This is a genomic window from Escherichia sp. E13S3, assembly GCF_004212325.1.
Classification (GTDB): Bacteria; Pseudomonadota; Gammaproteobacteria; order Enterobacterales; family Enterobacteriaceae; genus Escherichia.
The window spans coordinates 222,693-242,801 of the sequence record NZ_RHJR01000001.1; the positions used below are offsets into that span (position 1 = coordinate 222,693).

Genomic DNA, 20,109 nt, shown 5'->3' on the forward strand with positions numbered 1-20,109 from the left:
TGCGTAACAGGGTGATCATGAGATGGCAACTGAACAAGCAGCAATTACACGCGCGACTTTCGATGAAGTGATCCTGCCGATTTATGCACCGGCAGAGTTTATTCCGGTAAAAGGTCAGGGCAGCCGAGTCTGGGATCAGCAAGGCAAAGAGTATGTCGATTTCGCGGGTGGGATTGCGGTAACGGCGTTAGGCCATTGCCATCCGGCGCTGGTGGAAGCGTTAAAAACCCAGGGGGAAACCCTGTGGCATATCAGCAACGTTTTCACCAATGAACCGGCGCTGCGTCTTGGGCGTAAACTGATTGAGACGACGTTTGCCGAACGCGTGGTGTTTATGAACTCCGGTACGGAAGCCAACGAAACCGCCTTTAAACTGGCGCGTCACTACGCCTGCGTGCGTCATAGTCCGTTCAAAACCAAAATCATCGCCTTCCATAACGCCTTTCATGGTCGCTCGTTGTTTACCGTTTCTGTGGGCGGGCAGCCGAAATATTCCGACGGCTTTGGGCCAAAACCGGCAGATATCATCCACGTTCCCTTTAACGATCTCCACGCAGTGAAAGCGGTTATGGATGATCACACCTGTGCGGTGGTGGTTGAGCCGATTCAGGGCGAGGGCGGCGTGACGGCGGCGACGCCAGCGTTTTTGCAGGGCTTGCGTGAGTTGTGCGATCAGCATCAGGCATTGCTGGTGTTTGATGAAGTGCAGTGTGGAATGGGGCGGACTGGCGATTTGTTTGCCTATATGCACTACGGCGTGACGCCAGATATTTTGACCTCTGCGAAAGCCCTGGGCGGCGGCTTCCCGATTAGCGCCATGCTGACCACGGCGGAGATTGCTTCAGCGTTTCATCCTGGTTCTCACGGTTCCACCTACGGCGGTAATCCACTGGCCTGTGCAGTCGCGGGCGCGGCATTTGATATCATCAATACACCGGATGTGCTGGAAGGCATTCAGGTGAAACGTCAGCGTTTTGTTGACCATTTGCAGAAGATTGACCAGCAGTTTGATGTGTTTAGCGATATTCGCGGCATGGGGTTGTTGATTGGCGCGGAGCTGAAACCTCAGTACAAAGGTCAGGCGCGTGATTTCCTTTATGCGGGCGCAGAGGCTGGCGTAATGGTGCTGAACGCCGGGCCGGATGTGATGCGTTTTGCGCCGTCGCTGGTGGTGGAAGATGCGGATATCGATGAAGGGATGCAACGTTTCGCCCACGCGGTGGCGAAGGTGGTCGAGGCGTAAATAAGACGCGTCATCGTCGCATCAGGCAAAAGATGTCGGATGCGGCGTGAACGCCTTATCCGACCACGGTTCGAGTGTATGCTTGTCGGCTGATAAGACGCGTCAGCGTCGTATCAGGCAAAGGGTGTCGCTTCTGGCAATGAATTGATTACGCCTTCGAATCCCGCAACTTGCGACTCAACCAAATCCCGTGATGCGGTCGCTGACGCCACGCCATCGACGATATGGTGTGCATGGTATTCAGATGGCCAATAACCCGTTGTAAATGCTGTTCCAGGGTACCAGCCGCGCCTTCGTGCGGCAGCATCTCTGGCGCGTCTATGATATTGGCGTCACCAGACCCGCCCGGCTCGTCATATTCCAGCCGCTGTTGACAGCGTTGAATAGCGATTTCACAAGACTGCAAATACTCTTGCGCCAGCTCCTGTGGTAATGTCCGGTGTTCTCGCGCCAGCGTGGTCATGGCATTAATATGTTCAACAATAAACTGACTATGTGTTACCCACAGTTTCATGTCAGCCAGATAATGGCTGTTAAATGCGGGTTCCTGCATCGCTTGATTTAATGAGTTATACAGAGTGTTATGTGCCTGATTAACCCGCATTCGCTGCCAGGCCAGTGGTGTTGGTTGCGGATCTTTACTCAAGATCAGACGAATCGCTTCCTGGTAGGTTTCTAAAGCATCATGGGCGTTCTTACGCAATAACCCGCTCTGCCACTGCGGCCACAGCCATACCGTGCCACCGAAGGCAATCAAACAACCAATAATGGTATCGATAAGACGCGGAATGATGTATTGCTCGCCGTTCAGCCACAACAGTTGCAGGGTATACACCGCAGTAATGGTAAAGCCGACCGTTGCCCAGCCGTAGTTTTTGCGCAATATCAGGTAGCTGGCGAGGGTGGTAAACAGCATCAGCGTCAGGGTGTAACCTTCGGGAATTTTAAAGTGCAGCGCCACGCCCGCAATGATTAACCCGACCACGGTTCCCACGGAGCGATTCACAATCCTCAGACGGGTCGCGCCGTAACCATTTTGTGTCACCAGCAACACCGTCATCAGGATCCAATACGACTTCGGCAGATGCAGCGCGGTCCCCATCAAACTGGCGACGCTTAACATCACACTGAGTCGCCCGGCATTGCGCAGTGCCGGAGATTTCAATGAAAGATAACTTTTTAACGCCGGAAGTAATGGCATCCGCCGCTGTTTATCCGCCAGCAGATCGCGGGCATAGAGCGGTTTCTGGGTACGCAGCACACGAGCGATGCGGCTGAAGTGCCAGTAGCAGAATTGCCCAACAGGATTATCCGTGTGCTGACGGGCGATTTTCTCCAGTGCGCCAATTTGCTTCTCCATCGTAAAACGCGTCGGCAGGCGATGGTAAAGAATGTCATCAGCCAGCACGCGCAGGCGAGCGGCGACGGTTTGCGCATTCCAGCGGATAACTTCCTCCGCATGGCTACGCTCGACCAACTTTTGCACCTCTTCAGGTTGATGCAAACTGACCGAAATATGTTCCTGTAAATCCAGAGCTTCCTGGAAAATGCGCAACATCCGCTTGTAGTCAGTATTATTTTGCGCGGAAAGCATGTGCATTTGCTGATAGCACTGGGTAATTAAATCGACCGCTTTTTGCTGGCGTACCAGTAGTGGCGGGAGCGCTTTTTCGGGATCGGTGTGCTGAGTGAGCAGACTGTATTTGATTTCACAGTAATCAGCCAGTTCACGGTAGAGCAGACTAAGTGATTCGCGTAGGGGTTGTTCGCGCCAGATCCAGAACCAAAACCAGTTAAACAGCCCGTACCAGAGTGTGCCTAACGCATAAATGAGCAATGGCTCCCAGACCGGCATATATCCCGCCAGACTGAGGGTAAAAATGGCAGCCAGCAACGATGCAGGAAGCAATTTTGCGTGTAATGGCCCAAGCTCGGCAGTGACGCCAAGTACCAGCGTTAACCCGGTCAGCAGAAAGGGCAGGGGGATATCTTTTTCCAACAGCAGCTGTGTCAATAAGCTACAGGTAGCAAACAGCGACGCGCCAATAATCAAGCGTTTGAAAAAACGTTTATGGGGGGTATCAAGCCCCGCAATATTGCAACAGGCAGGGACGAGTGAAAACAGCAGGCCGAGTCTTAATTCGCCAAACAACAGACCAACGGCCACGGGCAAACATAGCACCAGTGTTTGTCGTAGTGCATAGTTGATATCAGGATGATAAATCAGTCTGCGCCACATCGGTTTAAACAAAATGGCGCGCTACCAGGTAACGCGCCACTCCGATGGGGTTAACGGGTGCCGTAAACGACGATGGTTTTACCGTGTGCGGAGATCAGGTTCTGATCTTCCAGCATCTTCAGAATGCGCCCCACGGTTTCACGAGAACAGCCGACAATTTGACCAATTTCCTGACGGGTAATTTTAATTTGCATACCGTCCGGGTGAGTCATGGCATCGGGTTGTTTTGCCAGATTCAGCAGCGTCTGCGCGATGCGACCTGTAACGTCGAGGAAAGCGAGGTTGCCCACTTTCTCTGAAGTGACTTGCAGACGACGCGCCATCTGCGCGGAGAGACGCATCAGAATATCCGGGTTAACCTGAATTAATTGACGAAATTTTTTGTAGGAAATTTCAGCTACTTCACAGGCGGTTTTTGCACGTACCCATGCGCTACGTTCCTGGCCTTCTTCAAACAGGCCCAATTCGCCAATAAAATCACCCTGATTCAGATAGGAGAGGATCATTTCTTTACCCTCCTCGTCTTTGATCAGCACTGCCACAGAGCCTTTAACGATGTAGTACAGCGTTTCCGCTTTTTCACCCTGGTGAATAAGCGTGCTCTTGGATGGATACTTATGAATGTGGCAATGAGACAAGAACCATTCGAGAGTCGGGTCTGTTTGCGGTTTGCCAAGCACCATGCGCGGTTATCCTCTGTTATAAGCTTTCTCCAGAGCCAGAAAACGGCGCTGTCTCTGGGTTGCCGAAATGTGCTTCCCGCTACCTGGGAAGGGGCTATCAACTGAACTGCACGGTAATGTGACGTCCTTTACATACATGCAGTACATCAATGTATTACTGTAGCATCCTGACTGTTTTAGCATAGCTTTCGCTCTGTGTCTCCTGGTGTCTCGCTTCAGCATGACCCAGGTCGCCTTCCGTTGCGCGATTTGGTCAGTACGCGTACTCTGTCAGGAAAATTGACGCAATGGAGTTCCGATTATGCAAGCGCGTGTGAAGTGGGTTGAAGGGTTAACTTTTTTGGGCGAATCCGCCTCTGGTCACCAGATTTTAATGGATGGCAACTCCGGCGATAAAGCGCCCAGCCCGATGGAAATGGTGCTGATGGCGGCGGGTGGCTGTAGCGCCATTGATGTGGTTTCTATCCTGCAAAAAGGGCGTCAGGATGTGGTTGATTGTGAAGTAAAACTGACCTCTGAACGCCGCGAAGAGGCCCCGCGCCTGTTTACCCATATCAATTTGCATTTTATCGTCACAGGTCGCGACCTGAAGGACGCAGCGGTTGCGCGTGCGGTGGATCTCTCTGCTGAGAAATATTGTTCAGTGGCGCTGATGCTGGAAAAAGCCGTGAATATTACCCACTCGTATGAAGTGGTTGCTGCGTGATTTAACTATCCCGTTGTGACGCCGGATAGTATTTTATCCGGCTTATTAGCGGCGCTACTCGATTTTCTTCCCTTCCATCAGTCGTTGCACCAGCGGCAGCATAATTAACTCCATTGCCAGACCCATTTTGCCGCCCGGCACCACTAATGTATTGATGTGGGAAATGAATGAGCCCTGCAACATCGCCAGTAGCCAGGGGAAATCGATCCCTTCCAGATTACGAAAATGGATCACCACAAAGCTTTCATCCAGCGATGGAATGCCTTTTGCCGCGAACGGGTTTGAAGTGTCGACGGTGGGAACGCGCTGGAAGTTAAGATGGGTGCGGGAAAACTGCGGCGTGATGTAGTTGATATAGTCTTCCATTGAACGCACTACAGAGTCCATCACTGCTTCTCGTGAGTGCCCGCGCTCGCTGGTGTCGCGGATCAGTTTTTGAATCCACTCAAGGTTAACGATAGGCACCACGCCAACCAGTAAGTCTACATGCTGCGCAACGTTATGCTGTGGCGTGACTACGCCGCCGTGTAAACCTTCATAAAACAGTACATCAGTCGGTTCCGGTAAAGGTTGCCAGGGGGTGAATGTCCCCGGTACCTGATTCCACGGTACGGCTTCGTCGTAGGTATGCAGATATTTGCGAGATTTCCCTTTGCCGCTCTGGCCGTATTCAATAAAGGTCTGTTCCAGCAGGCCGAAGTCGTTGGCTTCGGGACCGAAGTAGCTGATATGCCGCCCGGCGTCGCGCGCTTTGCGGATCGCCATGTCCATTTCCGGGCGGGTGTAGCGGTGAAAACTGTCGCCTTCCACCTCGGCGGCTTGCAGATTTAACTGGGCGAATATTTTACGAAACGCGAGGCTGGTGGTGGTAGTCCCCGCGCCGCTGGATCCTGTTACCGCAATGACCGGATGTTTGGCAGACATAGTAACTCCATGACTTGGCTATCATTATTATTTCGTCCGCCGACGGTTGCAGGTTATTCGCGAAACTGACTGCGCGGCATGATATTGACCGTCTCGTGCAGTTCCGACCAGACCAGTACCGCTTCTCCGCACTGTAGCTGGCGTTTGACGTCGGCGACTTTCTGTTCAAGCGTACGCTCTTGTTCACCATAATCGGTGCCTTCACGTAACACAAAGCTTTCAATTAAATTTTCCAGCGTTTCAGGGGAGATGTCTTGCCAGGGAATCAACATGATTTCGCCTCCAGATACGTTGTTAACCAGTCAGGAATGCGTGACTCCAGCCACATTTGCGGGTGAAGTAATGTACCGCCAATAAAACCAACATGACCCCCATGTTCGGTCAGTTGATACTCTACTTGCGGAGGAAGATTTTCCGGTTTCGGGATCACCTGGTGATCCATAAACGGATCGTCTTTGGCGTGAATAATCAGCGTCGGTTTGGCGATCCGGTTCAGCATCGGCATGGCGCTACACTGACGATAATAGTCGATAGCGTCGGCGTAGCCGTGAATTCTGGCGGTGATCAGATCGTCAAATTCACGGATGCGACGTACCGATTTTAACTGCGCGAGATTAATCGGCAGCGTACCGGGGTAGGCCGCCAGCTTGCGCGCAGCATTGGCTTTTAGCAGGTTCAGCAAATAACGCTGATAAACGCGGGAAAAGCCCTTTTCCATATGGTAACTACAGGCTTCCAGCACAAACGGCGCAGAGACAATCACCGCCGCATCAATCGGGAGATCATTGCCTTCTTTTGCCAGCAAACAGGCCAGCATATTACCGCCGAGCGAATAGCCGACGGCAGCCGTTGGCGCATGACCAAACTCGCGTTGCAGCCAGCGTAAAAACCAACTGGCGTCTTCGGTTTCGCCCGAATGGTAAATGCGGTGCATGCGGTTAGGTTCACCGCTGCATCCGCGAAAATGCATCACCACACCCAGCCAGCCGCGCTTTTTCGCCGCATCAACCAGGCCGTGGGCGTAAGGGCTATTGAGGCTGCCTTCGAGCCCGTGAAACACCACTAAACGCGGTTTATGTTGCGCCTGTGCAGGGTCTTCACTCCACGCGAGATCGACAAAATCACCGTCGGGCAACTCCAGCCGCTGCCAGTGCGGAGTAAATTTCACCTGACGACGAAACAGACGCGGCAGCATGGTTTGTAGATGGCAATTGCTGAAACCGCGCATAGGGATGAATTCAGCACTGCTGCTGAATTCATTGGCATCGGTCGTCGTTATCTGCGCCATCAGTTACTTTGGCCTTCAAGCAGCATCTGCTCAAGCTGCTCCTGGGCCTCCAGCCATGCCATTTCGCACTCTTCCAGGCCGGATTTGGCGCTGGCTTGCTGTTGCAGGCAGGCGGTCAATTCCGCTTTACGGCTCTGATCGTACAGCTCGCTGTCGCCCAGCTTTTCTTCCGCCTGCGCCAGTTGCGCATTCAGCTTCTCCATCTCTTTTTCCAGACGGGCGATCTCTTTACGCAGTGGTTGGGTTTGCGCACGCAGCTCCGCTTCCCGACGCTTCTGATCTTTACGTGCCTGGGCGCTGTTCGCGTTCTCTTTTGGTGCGTCGTCGGCCTGGTTTTCCTGCTTTTGTACGTCGCTCAACCACTGTTGATAATCTTCCAGATCGCCGTCGAACGGTTCGACTTTACGATCGTGAACCAGATAGAGATCGTCAGTGGTGGAACGCAGCAAATGACGGTCGTGCGAAACGACAACCAGCGCGCCTTCAAACTCGATCAACGCTTCAGTCAGTGCCTGACGCATGTCGAGGTCAAGGTGGTTAGTCGGTTCGTCGAGCAGCAGCAGATTCGGACGCTGCCAGACGATTAATGCCAGCACCAGGCGGGCTTTTTCACCACCGGAAAAGCGGCGCGTTTCTTCCGTCACTTTATCGCCCTGGAAACCAAAGCCGCCGAGGTAGTCACGCAGTTTTTGCTCCAGCTCCTGCGGCGCTAAACGTGCCAGATGTTGAATAGGCGATTCGTCGGCGCGCAGGTATTCAAGTTGATGCTGGGCGAAGTAGCCGAGCTTGATCCCTTTCGCCAGACCAATTTCACCGCTGACTGGCGCAAGTTCACCGGCTAACAGTTTGATTAATGTCGATTTACCCGCGCCGTTGCGGCCTAACAGACCAATGCGCGAGCCGGGGACCAGATTCAGTTTAATCGAGTCGAGAATAATGCGATCGCCATAGCCTGCGCTGACTTTTTCCATCTTCAGTAACGGATTTGGCAGACTTTCCGGCGCGCGGAAGCTAAAACGGAACGGGTTGTCGACGTGTGCCGGGGCAATCAGCTCCATACGCTCGAGCATCTTAATGCGGCTCTGGGCCTGCTTCGCTTTGGTGGCTTTGGCACGGAAACGGTCGATATAACTTTGCAGATGCGCTACGCGTTCCTGCTGGCTTTCATACATCGCTTGTTGCTGCGCCAGACGGGTGGCGCGCTGTACTTCAAACGAACTGTAGTTGCCGGTGTACTCGAACATGCTTTGTTGTTCGATATGAATAATTTTATCAACGATCGGATCGAGGAAATCGCGGTCGTGAGAGATCAGGATCAGCGTGCCCTGATAGCTCTTCAACCATTTTTCCAGCCAGATAACGGCATCGAGATCGAGGTGGTTAGTCGGTTCGTCGAGCAGCAGCAAGTCTGAACGGCAAATCAGCGCCTGGGCAAGGTTAAGACGCATACGCCAGCCACCGGAGAAATCACTCACCGGGCGCTCCAGTTGTTCATTGCTGAAACCGAGGCCGTGCAGCAGGCTGGCGGCACGGGAACGAATACTCCATGCGTCAATAGCATCCAGCTTGCCATGAATGGTCGCAATGGCGTGCCCGTCGTTACGTTCGTTGGCGTCGTGTAGCTGCGCTTCCAGTTGGCGATATTCTCGGTCGCCATCAATGACATATTCCAGCGCCGCTTGCGGTAGCGCTGGTGTTTCCTGATTCACCCACGCCAGTTGCCAGCTTCCCGGAAAGGTGTAGCTGCCGCCGTCGGCGCTGATTTCATTTTTCAGCAATGCCAGCAGGGTAGATTTACCACAGCCGTTTTTACCCACCAGGCCGACTTTCTGCCCGGGGTTGATGGTGGCGGTGGCATTATCCAGCAGGACGCGCACGCCGCGACGAATTTGTAACGAGGAGAAAACAATCATAAGGCGCCGTATGTTCAGACTATGTTAACTTATCATTATGATAATGTAATGTATGGGCGAGCTGCCGCACCGGGCGCAATGGTAGCCCAAAACAGCGACTATACACAAAAACCATACCGGGAGGGGGATGATGTCTCAGCCAGCGAAAGTTTTGCTGCTGTATGCCCATCCGGAATCTCAGGACTCGGTGGCAAACCGGGTACTGCTTAAACCGGCCACGCAGCTCAGCAATGTTACCGTGCACGACCTTTACGCGCACTATCCCGATTTTTTTATTGATATCCCCCGTGAGCAGGCATTACTGCGCGAGCACGAGGTGATTGTCTTTCAGCATCCTCTTTATACCTATAGCTGCCCGGCGCTACTGAAAGAGTGGCTGGACCGGGTATTAAGTCGTGGTTTTGCCAGCGGGCCGGGGGGAAACCAACTGGCGGGAAAGTACTGGCGTAGCGTGATTACCACCGGCGAGCCGGAAAGTGCTTACCGTTATGACGCGTTGAATCGCTACCCGATGAGCGATGTTCTGCGCCCCTTTGAACTGGCGGCGGGCATGTGCCGGATGCATTGGTTAAGTCCCATCATTATTTACTGGGCGAGACGGCAAAGCGCACAGGAGCTGGCGAGCCATGCCAGAGCCTACGGTGACTGGCTGGCAAATCCGCTGTCTCCAGGAGGCCGCTGATGGAAGGTTCCGATTTTTTACTCGCAGGAGTGCTGTTTCTCTTCGCGGCGGTGGCTGCGGTGCCGCTAGCATCGCGGCTGGGTATTGGCGCTGTGTTGGGATATTTGCTGGCAGGGATTGCAATTGGCCCGTGGGGGCTGGGGTTTATTAGCGACGTCGATGAGATCCTCCATTTTTCAGAGCTCGGCGTGGTGTTCCTGATGTTTATCATCGGCCTGGAGTTGAATCCTTCCAAACTTTGGCAATTGCGACGCTCGATTTTTGGCGTAGGCGCGGCACAGGTGCTGTTAAGCGCGGCGTTGCTGGCGGGATTATTGATGCTGACGGATTTCGCCTGGCAGGCGGCGGTGGTCGGTGGCATTGGCCTTGCGATGTCTTCAACTGCAATGGCGTTGCAATTGATGCGTGAGAAAGGGATGAATCGCAGCGAATCCGGGCAGCTCGGGTTTTCGGTTCTGCTGTTTCAGGATCTGGCGGTGATCCCGGCACTGGCGTTAGTGCCGTTGTTGGCGGGTTCGGCAGACGAACATTTCGACTGGATGAAGATCGGCATGAAGGTGCTGGCGTTTGTCGGCATGCTGATTGGCGGGCGCTATTTACTGCGTCCGGTATTCCGTTTTATTGCAGCTTCTGGCGTGCGGGAAGTGTTCACCGCCGCGACGCTGCTGCTGGTGTTGGGTTCCGCATTGTTTATGGATGCGCTGGGGCTGTCGATGGCGCTCGGTACGTTTATTGCGGGCGTGCTGCTGGCGGAAAGTGAATATCGCCATGAACTGGAAACGGCTATCGATCCCTTCAAAGGCTTGCTGCTCGGTTTGTTCTTTATCTCTGTCGGCATGTCGCTCAACCTCGGGGTGCTTTATACCCATCTGTTGTGGGTAGTGATAAGCGTGGTTGTGCTGGTGGCGGTGAAAATTCTCGTGCTGTATCTACTGGCGCGACTGTATGGCGTGCGTAGCTCAGAGCGGATGCAGTTTGCTGGCGTGTTGAGTCAGGGCGGTGAGTTTGCCTTTGTCCTCTTTTCTACCGCTTCTTCACAACGCTTGTTCCAGGGCGACCAGATGGCGCTGTTGCTGGTGACGGTGACGCTTTCCATGATGACCACGCCGCTGCTGATGAAGCTGGTGGATAAATGGCTATCCCGCCAGTTTAACGGACCGGAAGAAGAGGATGAAAAACCGTGGGTCAACGATGATAAACCGCAGGTTATAGTCGTGGGCTTCGGGCGTTTTGGTCAGGTGATTGGTCGTTTGCTGATGGCAAATAAAATGCGCATTACCGTGCTGGAGCGGGATATCAGTGCCGTTAACCTGATGCGTAAATATGGCTACAAAGTTTATTACGGCGACGCCACGCAGGTAGATCTTTTACGTTCTGCGGGTGCAGAGGCCGCAGAGTCTATTGTCATTACCTGTAACGAGCCGGAAGACACCATGAAGCTGGTGGAGATTTGCCAGCAACACTTCCCGCATTTGCATATTCTTGCGCGAGCGCGCGGACGTGTGGAAGCGCATGAGTTATTACAGGCCGGGGTGACGCAGTTTTCCCGTGAGACATTCTCCAGTGCGTTAGAGCTGGGGCGCAAAACGCTGGTCACGCTTGGCATGCATCCGCATCAGGCGCAGCGCGCGCAACTGCATTTTCGCCGCCTGGATATGCGAATGCTGCGGGAATTAATCCCGATGCATGCTGATACCGTACAAATTTCTCGCGCCAGGGAAGCCCGACGCGAACTGGAAGAGATTTTCCAGCGTGAAATGCAACAAGAACGACGCCAGCTGGACGGCTGGGATGAATTTGAGTAGAGGGTAAAGATGGCAATCCGAAAACGTTTTATCGCGGGCGCAAAATGCCCGGCCTGTCAGGCGCAAGATTCCATGGCGATGTGGCGCGAAAATAATATTGATATTGTTGAATGTGTTAAGTGTGGACACCAGATGCGTGAAGTTGATAAAGAAGCCCGCGATCACGTTCGCAAAGATGAGCAAGTGATCGGGATTTTTCATCCGGACTAGCGATATGCGCCGAGTTTTTTTAAGCTAGTGAGTACACGGCTGCAGAATTCCGCTACAATCTGCGCCACTATTCTTCCCATGCTCAGGAGATATCATGAAAGTAGCAAAAGACCTGGTGGTCAGCCTGGCCTATCAGGTACGTACAGAAGACGGTGTGTTGGTTGATGAGTCTCCGGTGAGTGCGCCGCTGGACTATCTGCATGGTCACGGTTCCCTGATCTCTGGCCTGGAAACAGCGCTGGAAGGTCATGAAGTTGGCGATAAATTTGATGTCGCTGTTGGCGCGAACGACGCTTACGGTCAGTACGACGAAAACCTGGTGCAGCGCGTTCCTAAAGACGTATTTATGGGCGTTGATGAACTGCAGGTAGGTATGCGTTTCCTGGCTGAAACCGACCAGGGTCCAGTACCGGTTGAAATCACTGCGGTTGAAGACGATCACGTTGTGGTTGACGGTAACCACATGCTGGCTGGTCAGAATCTGAAATTCAACGTTGAAGTTGTGGCGATTCGCGAAGCGACTGAAGAAGAACTGGCTCATGGTCACGTTCACGGTGCGCACGATCATCACCACGATCACGACCACGACGGTTGCTGCGGCGGTCATGGCCACGATCACGGTCATGAACACGGTGGCGAAGGCTGCTGTGGCGGTAAAGGTAACGGCGGTTGCGGTTGCCACTAATACCGAAAAAGTGACAAAAAAGCGGGGAATCCCCGCTTTTTTTACGCCTCAATAATGTGGCGGTGGCGTTTCTTCAGCCTGCGACGCGATGTTCGACGGCTGGCTGGCTTTTAACTTCTCGGTCAGCAGACGCAGATGATCGCGCAGTTTCGCCATCTCCATTTCATGAGCGGTCACCGTGACGTTCAGTTCTTCAATGGTGATTTCCTGAAAAGCCAGCCGGCTCTCCAGTTCTGCCAGGCGTGCTTCCAAAGTTAAATCCTGCATGATTCACCTCTTTTGTCGAATAGTCGCCGCGGATTCTACTTAACTTTGCTGCCCGAGACAGCACTCATTTCGCAGTCATCGAAACTAATTTAAACAAAAAGAGTCTGAAAATAGATGATAATAGGGCGTATCTGTATGTAGATTTGTTCGACAACGTTTTATAGTACCTTTCTGATAATAGTTAACCCAGGGGTGAGATGCCCCGATCCTGGAGATATGGATGAAATCACTGTTTAAAGTAACGCTGCTGGCGACCACAATGGCCGTTGCCCTGCATGCACCAATCACTTTTGCTGCCGAAGCGGCGAAACCAACTGCAACTGCTGACAGCAAAGCAGCGTTCAAAAATGACGATCAGAAATCAGCTTACGCGCTGGGTGCTTCGCTCGGTCGTTACATGGACAATTCTCTGAAAGAACAAGAAAAGCTGGGCATCAAACTGGATAAAGATCAGCTAATCGCGGGTGTTCAGGATGCATTTGCTGATAAAAGCAAACTCTCCGATCAAGAGATCGAACAGACTCTGCAAGCGTTTGAAGCACGCGTGAAGTCCTCCGCACAGGCGAAGATGGAAAAAGATGCGGCTGAAAACGAAGCGAAAGGTAAAGAGTACCGCGAGAAATTTGCCAAAGAGAAAGGTGTAAAAACCTCTTCAACTGGCCTGGTTTATCAGGTAGTAGAAGCCGGTAAAGGCGAAGCACCGAAAGACAGCGATACTGTAGTAGTGAACTACAAAGGTACGCTGATCGACGGTAAAGAGTTCGATAACTCATACACCCGTGGTGAACCGCTCTCGTTCCGTCTGGACGGCGTGATCCCTGGCTGGACTGAAGGTCTGAAGAACCTCAAGAAAGGCGGTAAGATCAAACTGGTTATTCCACCAGAGCTGGCTTACGGCAAAGCGGGCGTTCCGGGGATCCCACCGAACTCTACTCTGGTATTTGACGTAGAACTGCTGGATGTGAAACCAGCACCGAAGGCTGATACGAAGCCAGAAGCAGATGCTAAAGCAGCAGATTCTGCTAAAAAATAAGCATTAAAAACCGCCGCCTGACCAGGCGGCGGTTTTTTTATTGCAGGCCGGATATAATTAGTGCTGGAAAGCGGAACCTCCGCTGTATTAATTTAATTACCCGCATCATTAATGAGCCTGCCCTGAAAAGTTAACGACAGGCTCCTGAAAAGGAGTGTTTTTTTTCATGTCCAGGTCGCTTTTAACCAACGAAACCAGTGAGTTGGATTTACTGGATCAACGTCCTTTCGACCAGACCGATTTTGATATTCTGAAATCCTACGAAGCGGTGGTGGACGGGTTAGCGATGCTCATTGGTTCCCACTGTGAAATCGTTTTGCACTCTTTGCAGGATTTAAAATGTTCAGCCATTCGTATTGCCAACGGCGAACATACAGGCCGGAAGATTGGCTCGCCAATTACCGATCTGGCACTGCGTATGCTGCACGACATGACGGGAGCGGATAGCAGCGTTTCTAAATGCTACTTTACTCGCGCCAAAAGCGGCGTATTAATGAAGTCCCTGACCATCGCGATTCGTAACCGCGAACAGCGTGTAATTGGTCTGCTGTGCATCAATATGAATCTTGATGTTCCTTTCTCGCAGATTATGAGCACTTTTGTGCCGCCAGAAACCCCGGACGTCGGTTCAAGTGTCAACTTTGCGTCTTCGGTTGAAGATCTGGTTACCCAAACACTGGAGTTCACCATTGAAGAAGTGAACGCCGATCGTAATGTTTCTAATAACGCCAAAAATCGTCAAATCGTGTTGAATCTTTACGAGAAAGGCATTTTCGATATCAAAGATGCGATCAACCAGGTTGCTGATCGTCTCAACATCTCCAAACATACTGTTTATCTCTATATCCGTCAGTTCAAGAGCGGTGATTTCCAGGGGCAAGATAAGTAATGCGTTTTGCCATCGTGGTAACCGGGCCAGCATACGGAACGCAACAGGCGAGTAGTGCTTTTCAGTTTGCACAGGCGCTGATAGCAGAAGGCCATGAGTTGAGTAGCGTCTTTTTCTACCGGGAAGGGGTCTATAACGCTAACCAATTGACCTCACCGGCAAGCGACGAATTTGACCTTGTGCGCGGCTGGCAACAGTTGAATGCGCAACATGGTGTGGCACTGAATATCTGCGTAGCGGCAGCGTTACGCCGCGGTATCGTCGATGAAACTGAAGCAGGAAGACTGGGGCTGGCCTCGTCAAACCTTCAGCCGGGATTTACCTTAAGCGGACTTGGCGCTCTGGCAGAAGCCTCGCTAACCTGTGACAGGGTGGTACAGTTCTGATGAAACGAATAGCGTTTGTCTTTTCTACTGCGCCTCATGGCACCGCGGCTGGTCGTGAGGGATTAGATGCTTTACTCGCAACTTCCGCTTTAACTGACGATCTCGCCGTCTTCTTTATCGCCGATGGCGTTTTTCAGCTTCTGCCAGGACAAAAGCCCGATGCGGTGCTGGCGCGTGATTACATTGCCACTTTTAAATTGCTGGATCTGTATGACATTGAACAGTGCTGGGTTTGTGCGGCTTCTCTGCGCGAACGCGGGTTAGAACCGCAGACACCCTTTGTCGTCGAAGCCACGCCGCTCGAAGCAGATGCCTTACGCCGCGAACTCGCCAACTACGATGTTATTTTGAAATTTTGAGGCGTACATGTTGCACACATTACATCGCTCTCCCTGGCTGACAGATTTTCCTGCGCTGCTGCGTCTGCTCAGTGAGGGCGACGAACTGCTGTTATTACAGGATGGCGTAACTGCCGTAGTTGACGGCAACCGCTACCTTGAAAGTCTGCGTAATGCCCCCATTAAGGTTTATGCCCTGAACGAAGACCTCATTGCCCGCGGTTTGACTGCTCAAATTTCGAACGATATCATCCCGATTGACTATACTGATTTCGTCAGACTTACGGTTAAGCACACCAGCCAGATGGCCTGGTGACGGCGGGATCGTTGTATATTTCTTGACACCTTTTCGACACCGCCCTAAAATTCGGCGTCCTCATATTGTGTGAGGACGTTTTATTACGTGTTTACGAAGCAAAAGCTAAAACCAGGAGCTATTTAATGGCAACAGTTAACCAGCTGGTACGCAAACCACGTGCTCGCAAAGTTGCGAAAAGCAACGTGCCTGCGCTGGAAGCATGCCCGCAAAAACGTGGCGTATGTACCCGTGTATATACTACCACCCCTAAAAAACCGAACTCCGCACTGCGTAAAGTATGCCGTGTTCGTCTGACTAACGGTTTCGAAGTGACTTCCTACATTGGTGGTGAAGGTCACAACCTGCAGGAGCACTCCGTGATCCTGATCCGTGGCGGTCGTGTTAAAGACCTCCCGGGTGTTCGTTACCACACCGTACGTGGTGCGCTTGACTGCTCCGGCGTTAAAGACCGTAAGCAGGCTCGTTCCAAGTATGGCGTGAAGCGTCCTAAGGCTTAATGGTTCTCCGTTAAGTAAGGCCAAACGTTTTAACTTAAATGTCAAACTAAACTCGTAGAGTTTTGGACAATCCTGAATTAACAACGGAGTATTTCCATGCCACGTCGTCGCGTCATTGGTCAGCGTAAAATTCTTCCGGATCCGAAGTTCGGATCAGAACTGCTGGCTAAATTTGTAAATATCCTGATGGTAGATGGTAAAAAATCTACTGCCGAATCTATCGTATACAGCGCGCTGGAGACCCTGGCTCAGCGCTCTGGTAAATCTGAACTGGAAGCATTCGAAGTAGCTCTCGAAAACGTGCGCCCGACTGTAGAAGTTAAGTCTCGCCGCGTTGGTGGTTCTACTTATCAGGTACCAGTTGAAGTCCGTCCGGTTCGTCGTAATGCTCTGGCAATGCGTTGGATCGTTGAAGCTGCTCGTAAACGCGGTGATAAATCCATGGCTCTGCGCCTGGCGAACGAACTTTCCGATGCTGCAGAAAACAAAGGTACTGCAGTTAAGAAACGTGAAGACGTTCACCGTATGGCCGAAGCCAACAAGGCGTTCGCACACTACCGTTGGTAATCCCTTCGGAGTTTTAGTCACCAGGCGGGCGCTTCCAGTAAGCAGCCCGCTTTGGGCTACTTAAATTGAACGCCTAAAAGATAAACGAGGAAACAAATGGCTCGTACAACACCCATCGCACGCTACCGTAACATCGGTATCAGTGCGCACATCGACGCCGGTAAAACCACTACTACCGAACGTATTCTGTTCTACACCGGTGTAAACCATAAAATCGGTGAAGTTCATGACGGCGCTGCAACCATGGACTGGATGGAGCAGGAGCAGGAACGTGGTATTACCATCACTTCCGCTGCAACTACTGCATTCTGGTCTGGTATGGCTAAGCAGTATGAGCCGCATCGCATCAACATCATCGACACCCCGGGGCACGTTGACTTCACAATCGAAGTAGAACGTTCCATGCGTGTTCTCGATGGTGCGGTAATGGTTTACTGCGCAGTTGGTGGTGTTCAGCCGCAGTCTGAAACCGTATGGCGTCAGGCAAACAAATATAAAGTTCCGCGCATTGCGTTCGTTAACAAAATGGACCGCATGGGTGCGAACTTCCTGAAAGTTGTTAACCAGATCAAAACCCGTCTGGGCGCGAACCCGGTTCCGCTGCAGCTGGCGATTGGTGCTGAAGAACATTTCACCGGTGTTGTTGACCTGGTGAAAATGAAAGCTATCAACTGGAACGACGCTGACCAGGGCGTAACCTTCGAATACGAAGATATCCCGGCAGACATGGTTGAACTGGCTAACGAATGGCACCAGAACCTGATCGAATCCGCAGCTGAAGCTTCTGAAGAGCTGATGGAAAAATACCTGGGTGGTGAAGAACTGACTGAAGCAGAAATCAAAGGTGCTCTGCGTCAGCGCGTTCTGAACAACGAAATCATCCTGGTAACCTGTGGTTCTGCGTTCAAGAACAAAGGTGTTCAGGCGATGCTGGATGCGGTAATTGATTACCTGCCATCCCCGGTTGATGTACCTGCGATCAACGGTATCCTGGACGACGGTAAAGACACTCCGGCTGAACGTCACGCAAGTGATGACGAGCCGTTCTCTGCACTGGCGTTCAAAATCGCTACCGACCCGTTTGTTGGTAACCTGACCTTCTTCCGTGTTTACTCCGGTGTGGTTAACTCTGGTGATACCGTACTGAACTCCGTGAAAGCTGCACGTGAGCGTTTCGGTCGTATCGTTCAGATGCACGCTAACAAACGTGAAGAGATCAAAGAAGTTCGCGCGGGCGACATCGCTGCTGCAATCGGTCTGAAAGACGTAACCACTGGTGACACCCTGTGTGACCCGGATGCGCCGATCATTCTGGAACGTATGGAATTCCCTGAGCCGGTAATCTCCATCGCAGTTGAACCGAAAACCAAAGCTGACCAGGAAAAAATGGGTCTGGCTCTGGGCCGTCTGGCTAAAGAAGACCCGTCTTTCCGTGTATGGACTGACGAAGAATCTAACCAGACCATCATCGCGGGTATGGGCGAACTGCACCTCGACATCATCGTTGACCGTATGAAGCGTGAATTCAACGTTGAAGCGAACGTAGGTAAACCGCAGGTTGCTTACCGTGAAACTATCCGCCAGAAAGTTACCGATGTTGAAGGTAAACACGCGAAACAGTCTGGTGGTCGTGGTCAGTATGGTCATGTTGTTATCGACATGTACCCGCTGGAGCCGGGTTCAAACCCGAAAGGCTACGAGTTCATCAACGACATTAAAGGTGGTGTAATCCCTGGCGAATACATCCCGGCCGTTGATAAAGGTATCCAGGAACAGCTGAAAGCAGGTCCGCTGGCAGGCTACCCGGTAGTAGACATGGGTGTTCGTCTGCACTTCGGTTCTTACCATGACGTTGACTCCTCTGAACTGGCGTTTAAACTGGCTGCTTCTATCGCCTTTAAAGAAGGCTTTAAGAAAGCGAAACCAGTTCTGCTTGAGCCGATCATGAAGGTTGAAGTAGAAACTCCAGAAGAGAACACCGGTGACGTTATCGGTGACTTGAGCCGTCGTCGTGGTATGCTCAAAGGTCAGGAATCTGAAGTTACTGGCGTTAAGATCCACGCTGAAGTACCGCTGTCTGAAATGTTCGGATACGCAACTCAGCTGCGTTCTCTGACCAAAGGTCGTGCATCATACACCATGGAATTCCTGAAGTATGATGAAGCGCCGAGTAACGTTGCTCAGGCCGTAATTGAAGCCCGTGGTAAATAAGCCTAAGGGTTAATACCAAAGTCCCGTGCTCTCTCCTGAAGGGGAGAGCACTATAGTAAGGAATATAGCCGTGTCTAAAGAAAAATTTGAACGTACAAAACCGCACGTTAACGTTGGTACTATCGGCCACGTTGACCACGGTAAAACTACTCTGACCGCTGCGATCACCACCGTACTGGCTAAAACCTACGGCGGTGCTGCTCGTGCATTCGACCAGATCGATAACGCGCCGGAAGAAAAAGCTCGTGGTATCACCATCAACACTTCTCACGTTGAATATGACACCCCGACCCGTCACTACGCACACGTAGACTGCCCGGGGCACGCCGACTATGTTAAAAACATGATCACTGGTGCTGCTCAGATGGACGGCGCGATCCTGGTAGTTGCTGCGACTGACGGCCCGATGCCGCAGACTCGTGAGCACATCCTGCTGGGTCGTCAGGTAGGCGTTCCGTACATCATCGTGTTCCTGAACAAATGTGACATGGTTGATGACGAAGAGCTGCTGGAACTGGTTGAAATGGAAGTTCGTGAACTTCTGTCTCAGTACGACTTCCCGGGCGACGACACTCCGATCGTTCGTGGTTCTGCTCTGAAAGCGCTGGAAGGCGACGCAGAGTGGGAAGCGAAAATCCTGGAACTGGCTGGCTTCCTGGATTCTTACATTCCGGAACCAGAGCGTGCGATTGACAAGCCGTTCCTGCTGCCGATCGAAGACGTATTCTCCATCTCCGGTCGTGGTACCGTTGTTACCGGTCGTGTAGAACGCGGTATCATCAAAGTTGGTGAAGAAGTTGAAATCGTTGGTATCAAAGAGACTCAGAAGTCTACCTGTACTGGCGTTGAAATGTTCCGCAAACTGCTGGACGAAGGCCGTGCTGGTGAGAACGTAGGTGTTCTGCTGCGTGGTATCAAACGTGAAGAAATCGAACGTGGCCAGGTACTGGCTAAGCCGGGCACCATCAAGCCGCACACCAAGTTCGAATCTGAAGTGTACATTCTGTCCAAAGATGAAGGCGGCCGTCATACTCCGTTCTTCAAAGGCTACCGTCCGCAGTTCTACTTCCGTACTACTGACGTGACTGGTACCATCGAACTGCCGGAAGGCGTAGAGATGGTAATGCCGGGCGACAACATCAAAATGGTTGTTACCCTGATCCACCCGATCGCGATGGACGACGGTCTGCGTTTCGCAATCCGTGAAGGCGGCCGTACCGTTGG

General features: G+C 52.1%; 22 protein-coding genes. 15 read left to right on the forward strand and 7 right to left on the reverse strand.

The genetic code is table 11. The annotated features are described in order from the left end of the window. The first annotated feature begins 22 nt into the window (after window positions 1-22). Window positions 23-1,243: a bifunctional acetylornithine/succinyldiaminopimelate transaminase gene (gene argD / locus D9597_RS01070; RefSeq protein ID WP_130221406.1), complete on the forward strand. Its 1,221-nt coding sequence runs from the start codon at window positions 23-25 to the stop codon at window positions 1,241-1,243. A gap of 148 nt (window positions 1,244-1,391) precedes the next feature. Here the strand turns inward: argD and D9597_RS01075 are convergent, their stop codons facing one another. Then, window positions 1,392-3,482 (reverse strand): YccS/YhfK family putative transporter, encoded by a 2,091-nt coding sequence (locus D9597_RS01075; protein ID WP_130221421.1) that lies wholly within the window; start codon window positions 3,480-3,482, stop codon window positions 1,392-1,394. A gap of 50 nt (window positions 3,483-3,532) precedes the next feature. After that, window positions 3,533-4,165, reverse strand: a complete 633-nt coding sequence (crp, locus tag D9597_RS01080; protein ID WP_000242755.1) for a cAMP-activated global transcriptional regulator CRP — start codon at window positions 4,163-4,165, stop codon at window positions 3,533-3,535. A 301-nt stretch (window positions 4,166-4,466) separates the two neighbouring features. On the opposite strand from crp, the gene D9597_RS01085 reads away from it, so the two are divergent. Next, the gene (locus D9597_RS01085) at window positions 4,467-4,871 is read left to right on the forward strand and encodes an OsmC family protein (RefSeq protein WP_001148908.1); all 405 of its coding nucleotides are present in this window, start codon (window positions 4,467-4,469) and stop codon (window positions 4,869-4,871) included. A 54-nt stretch (window positions 4,872-4,925) separates the two neighbouring features. Here D9597_RS01085 and D9597_RS01090 read toward each other — a convergent pair whose 3' ends face one another. Genes D9597_RS01090 through D9597_RS01105 form a run of 4 tightly spaced genes read right to left on the reverse strand, consistent with a single transcriptional unit; the run spans window position 4,926 to window position 8,996 of the window. Continuing rightward, on the reverse strand, window positions 4,926-5,795 hold the full coding sequence (locus tag D9597_RS01090) for a phosphoribulokinase (RefSeq protein ID WP_130208927.1): 870 nt from the start codon (window positions 5,793-5,795) through the stop codon (window positions 4,926-4,928). Window positions 5,796-5,848: 53 nt separating this feature from the next. Then, the gene (locus D9597_RS01095; RefSeq protein ID WP_064527543.1) at window positions 5,849-6,067 is read right to left on the reverse strand and encodes a YheU family protein; all 219 of its coding nucleotides are present in this window, start codon (window positions 6,065-6,067) and stop codon (window positions 5,849-5,851) included. Continuing rightward, entirely contained in the window at window positions 6,061-7,083 is a 1,023-nt protein-coding gene (locus tag D9597_RS01100; RefSeq protein WP_130221407.1) for a hydrolase, read from the reverse strand. The genes D9597_RS01095 and D9597_RS01100 overlap by 7 nt, the downstream gene beginning before the upstream one ends. Continuing rightward, on the reverse strand, window positions 7,083-8,996 hold the full coding sequence (locus D9597_RS01105; protein WP_042002854.1) for an ABC transporter ATP-binding protein: 1,914 nt from the start codon (window positions 8,994-8,996) through the stop codon (window positions 7,083-7,085). Before D9597_RS01105 ends, D9597_RS01100 begins: the two co-directional genes overlap by 1 nt. Window positions 8,997-9,126: 130 nt before the next feature. On the opposite strand from D9597_RS01105, the gene kefG reads away from it, so the two are divergent. From kefG to slyD, 4 genes are all read left to right on the forward strand, one after another. After that, the gene (kefG, locus tag D9597_RS01110) at window positions 9,127-9,678 is read left to right on the forward strand and encodes a glutathione-regulated potassium-efflux system ancillary protein KefG (protein WP_001297514.1); all 552 of its coding nucleotides are present in this window, start codon (window positions 9,127-9,129) and stop codon (window positions 9,676-9,678) included. Continuing rightward, a complete protein-coding gene (gene kefB / locus D9597_RS01115) occupies window positions 9,678-11,483 on the forward strand; it encodes a glutathione-regulated potassium-efflux system protein KefB (protein ID WP_000399122.1) in 1,806 nt (601 codons plus the stop codon). Before kefG ends, kefB begins: the two co-directional genes overlap by 1 nt. A 9-nt stretch (window positions 11,484-11,492) precedes the next feature. Beyond that, the gene (locus tag D9597_RS01120; RefSeq protein ID WP_001007734.1) at window positions 11,493-11,693 is read left to right on the forward strand and encodes a YheV family putative zinc ribbon protein; all 201 of its coding nucleotides are present in this window, start codon (window positions 11,493-11,495) and stop codon (window positions 11,691-11,693) included. A gap of 94 nt (window positions 11,694-11,787) precedes the next feature. Beyond that, complete coding sequence (gene slyD / locus D9597_RS01125; RefSeq protein WP_000861334.1) at window positions 11,788-12,378, forward strand: peptidylprolyl isomerase; 591 nt, start codon at window positions 11,788-11,790, stop codon at window positions 12,376-12,378. 48 nt (window positions 12,379-12,426) lie between these two features. On the opposite strand, the gene D9597_RS01130 is transcribed toward slyD, so the two are convergent. Further along, window positions 12,427-12,645 (reverse strand): protein SlyX, encoded by a 219-nt coding sequence (locus D9597_RS01130; protein ID WP_064527535.1) that lies wholly within the window; start codon window positions 12,643-12,645, stop codon window positions 12,427-12,429. A gap of 220 nt (window positions 12,646-12,865) precedes the next feature. Here D9597_RS01130 and fkpA point away from each other — a divergent pair, with 220 nt between their 5' ends. The 9 genes from fkpA to tuf form a co-directional block, all read left to right on the forward strand. Next, on the forward strand, window positions 12,866-13,678 hold the full coding sequence (gene fkpA / locus D9597_RS01135; protein WP_130221408.1) for an FKBP-type peptidyl-prolyl cis-trans isomerase: 813 nt from the start codon (window positions 12,866-12,868) through the stop codon (window positions 13,676-13,678). 166 nt (window positions 13,679-13,844) lie between these two features. Next, complete coding sequence (locus D9597_RS01140) at window positions 13,845-14,567, forward strand: transcriptional regulator (RefSeq protein WP_000091466.1); 723 nt, start codon at window positions 13,845-13,847, stop codon at window positions 14,565-14,567. Beyond that, window positions 14,567-14,953, forward strand: a complete 387-nt coding sequence (gene tusD / locus D9597_RS01145; protein ID WP_001209689.1) for a sulfurtransferase complex subunit TusD — start codon at window positions 14,567-14,569, stop codon at window positions 14,951-14,953. The genes D9597_RS01140 and tusD overlap by 1 nt, the downstream gene beginning before the upstream one ends. Continuing rightward, entirely contained in the window at window positions 14,953-15,312 is a 360-nt protein-coding gene (tusC, locus tag D9597_RS01150) for a sulfurtransferase complex subunit TusC (protein ID WP_130221409.1), read from the forward strand. The genes tusD and tusC overlap by 1 nt, the downstream gene beginning before the upstream one ends. 7 nt (window positions 15,313-15,319) lie before the next feature. Further along, entirely contained in the window at window positions 15,320-15,607 is a 288-nt protein-coding gene (gene tusB, locus D9597_RS01155; RefSeq protein ID WP_130221410.1) for a sulfurtransferase complex subunit TusB, read from the forward strand. A 125-nt stretch (window positions 15,608-15,732) separates the two neighbouring features. Continuing rightward, window positions 15,733-16,107 (forward strand): 30S ribosomal protein S12, encoded by a 375-nt coding sequence (gene rpsL / locus D9597_RS01160; protein ID WP_000246815.1) that lies wholly within the window; start codon window positions 15,733-15,735, stop codon window positions 16,105-16,107. Window positions 16,108-16,203: 96 nt separating this feature from the next. Further along, on the forward strand, window positions 16,204-16,674 hold the full coding sequence (gene rpsG, locus D9597_RS01165; RefSeq protein ID WP_001138043.1) for a 30S ribosomal protein S7: 471 nt from the start codon (window positions 16,204-16,206) through the stop codon (window positions 16,672-16,674). Window positions 16,675-16,770: 96 nt separating this feature from the next. Beyond that, window positions 16,771-18,885 carry an elongation factor G gene (gene fusA / locus D9597_RS01170; protein ID WP_000124701.1) on the forward strand — a complete coding sequence of 705 codons (2,115 nt, stop codon included), beginning with the start codon at window positions 16,771-16,773 and terminating at the stop codon, window positions 18,883-18,885. Between the two features lie 70 nt (window positions 18,886-18,955). Next, a partial coding sequence (gene tuf, locus D9597_RS01175) for an elongation factor Tu (RefSeq protein WP_001364266.1) occupies window positions 18,956-20,109 on the forward strand: 1,154 nt, incomplete at its 3' end.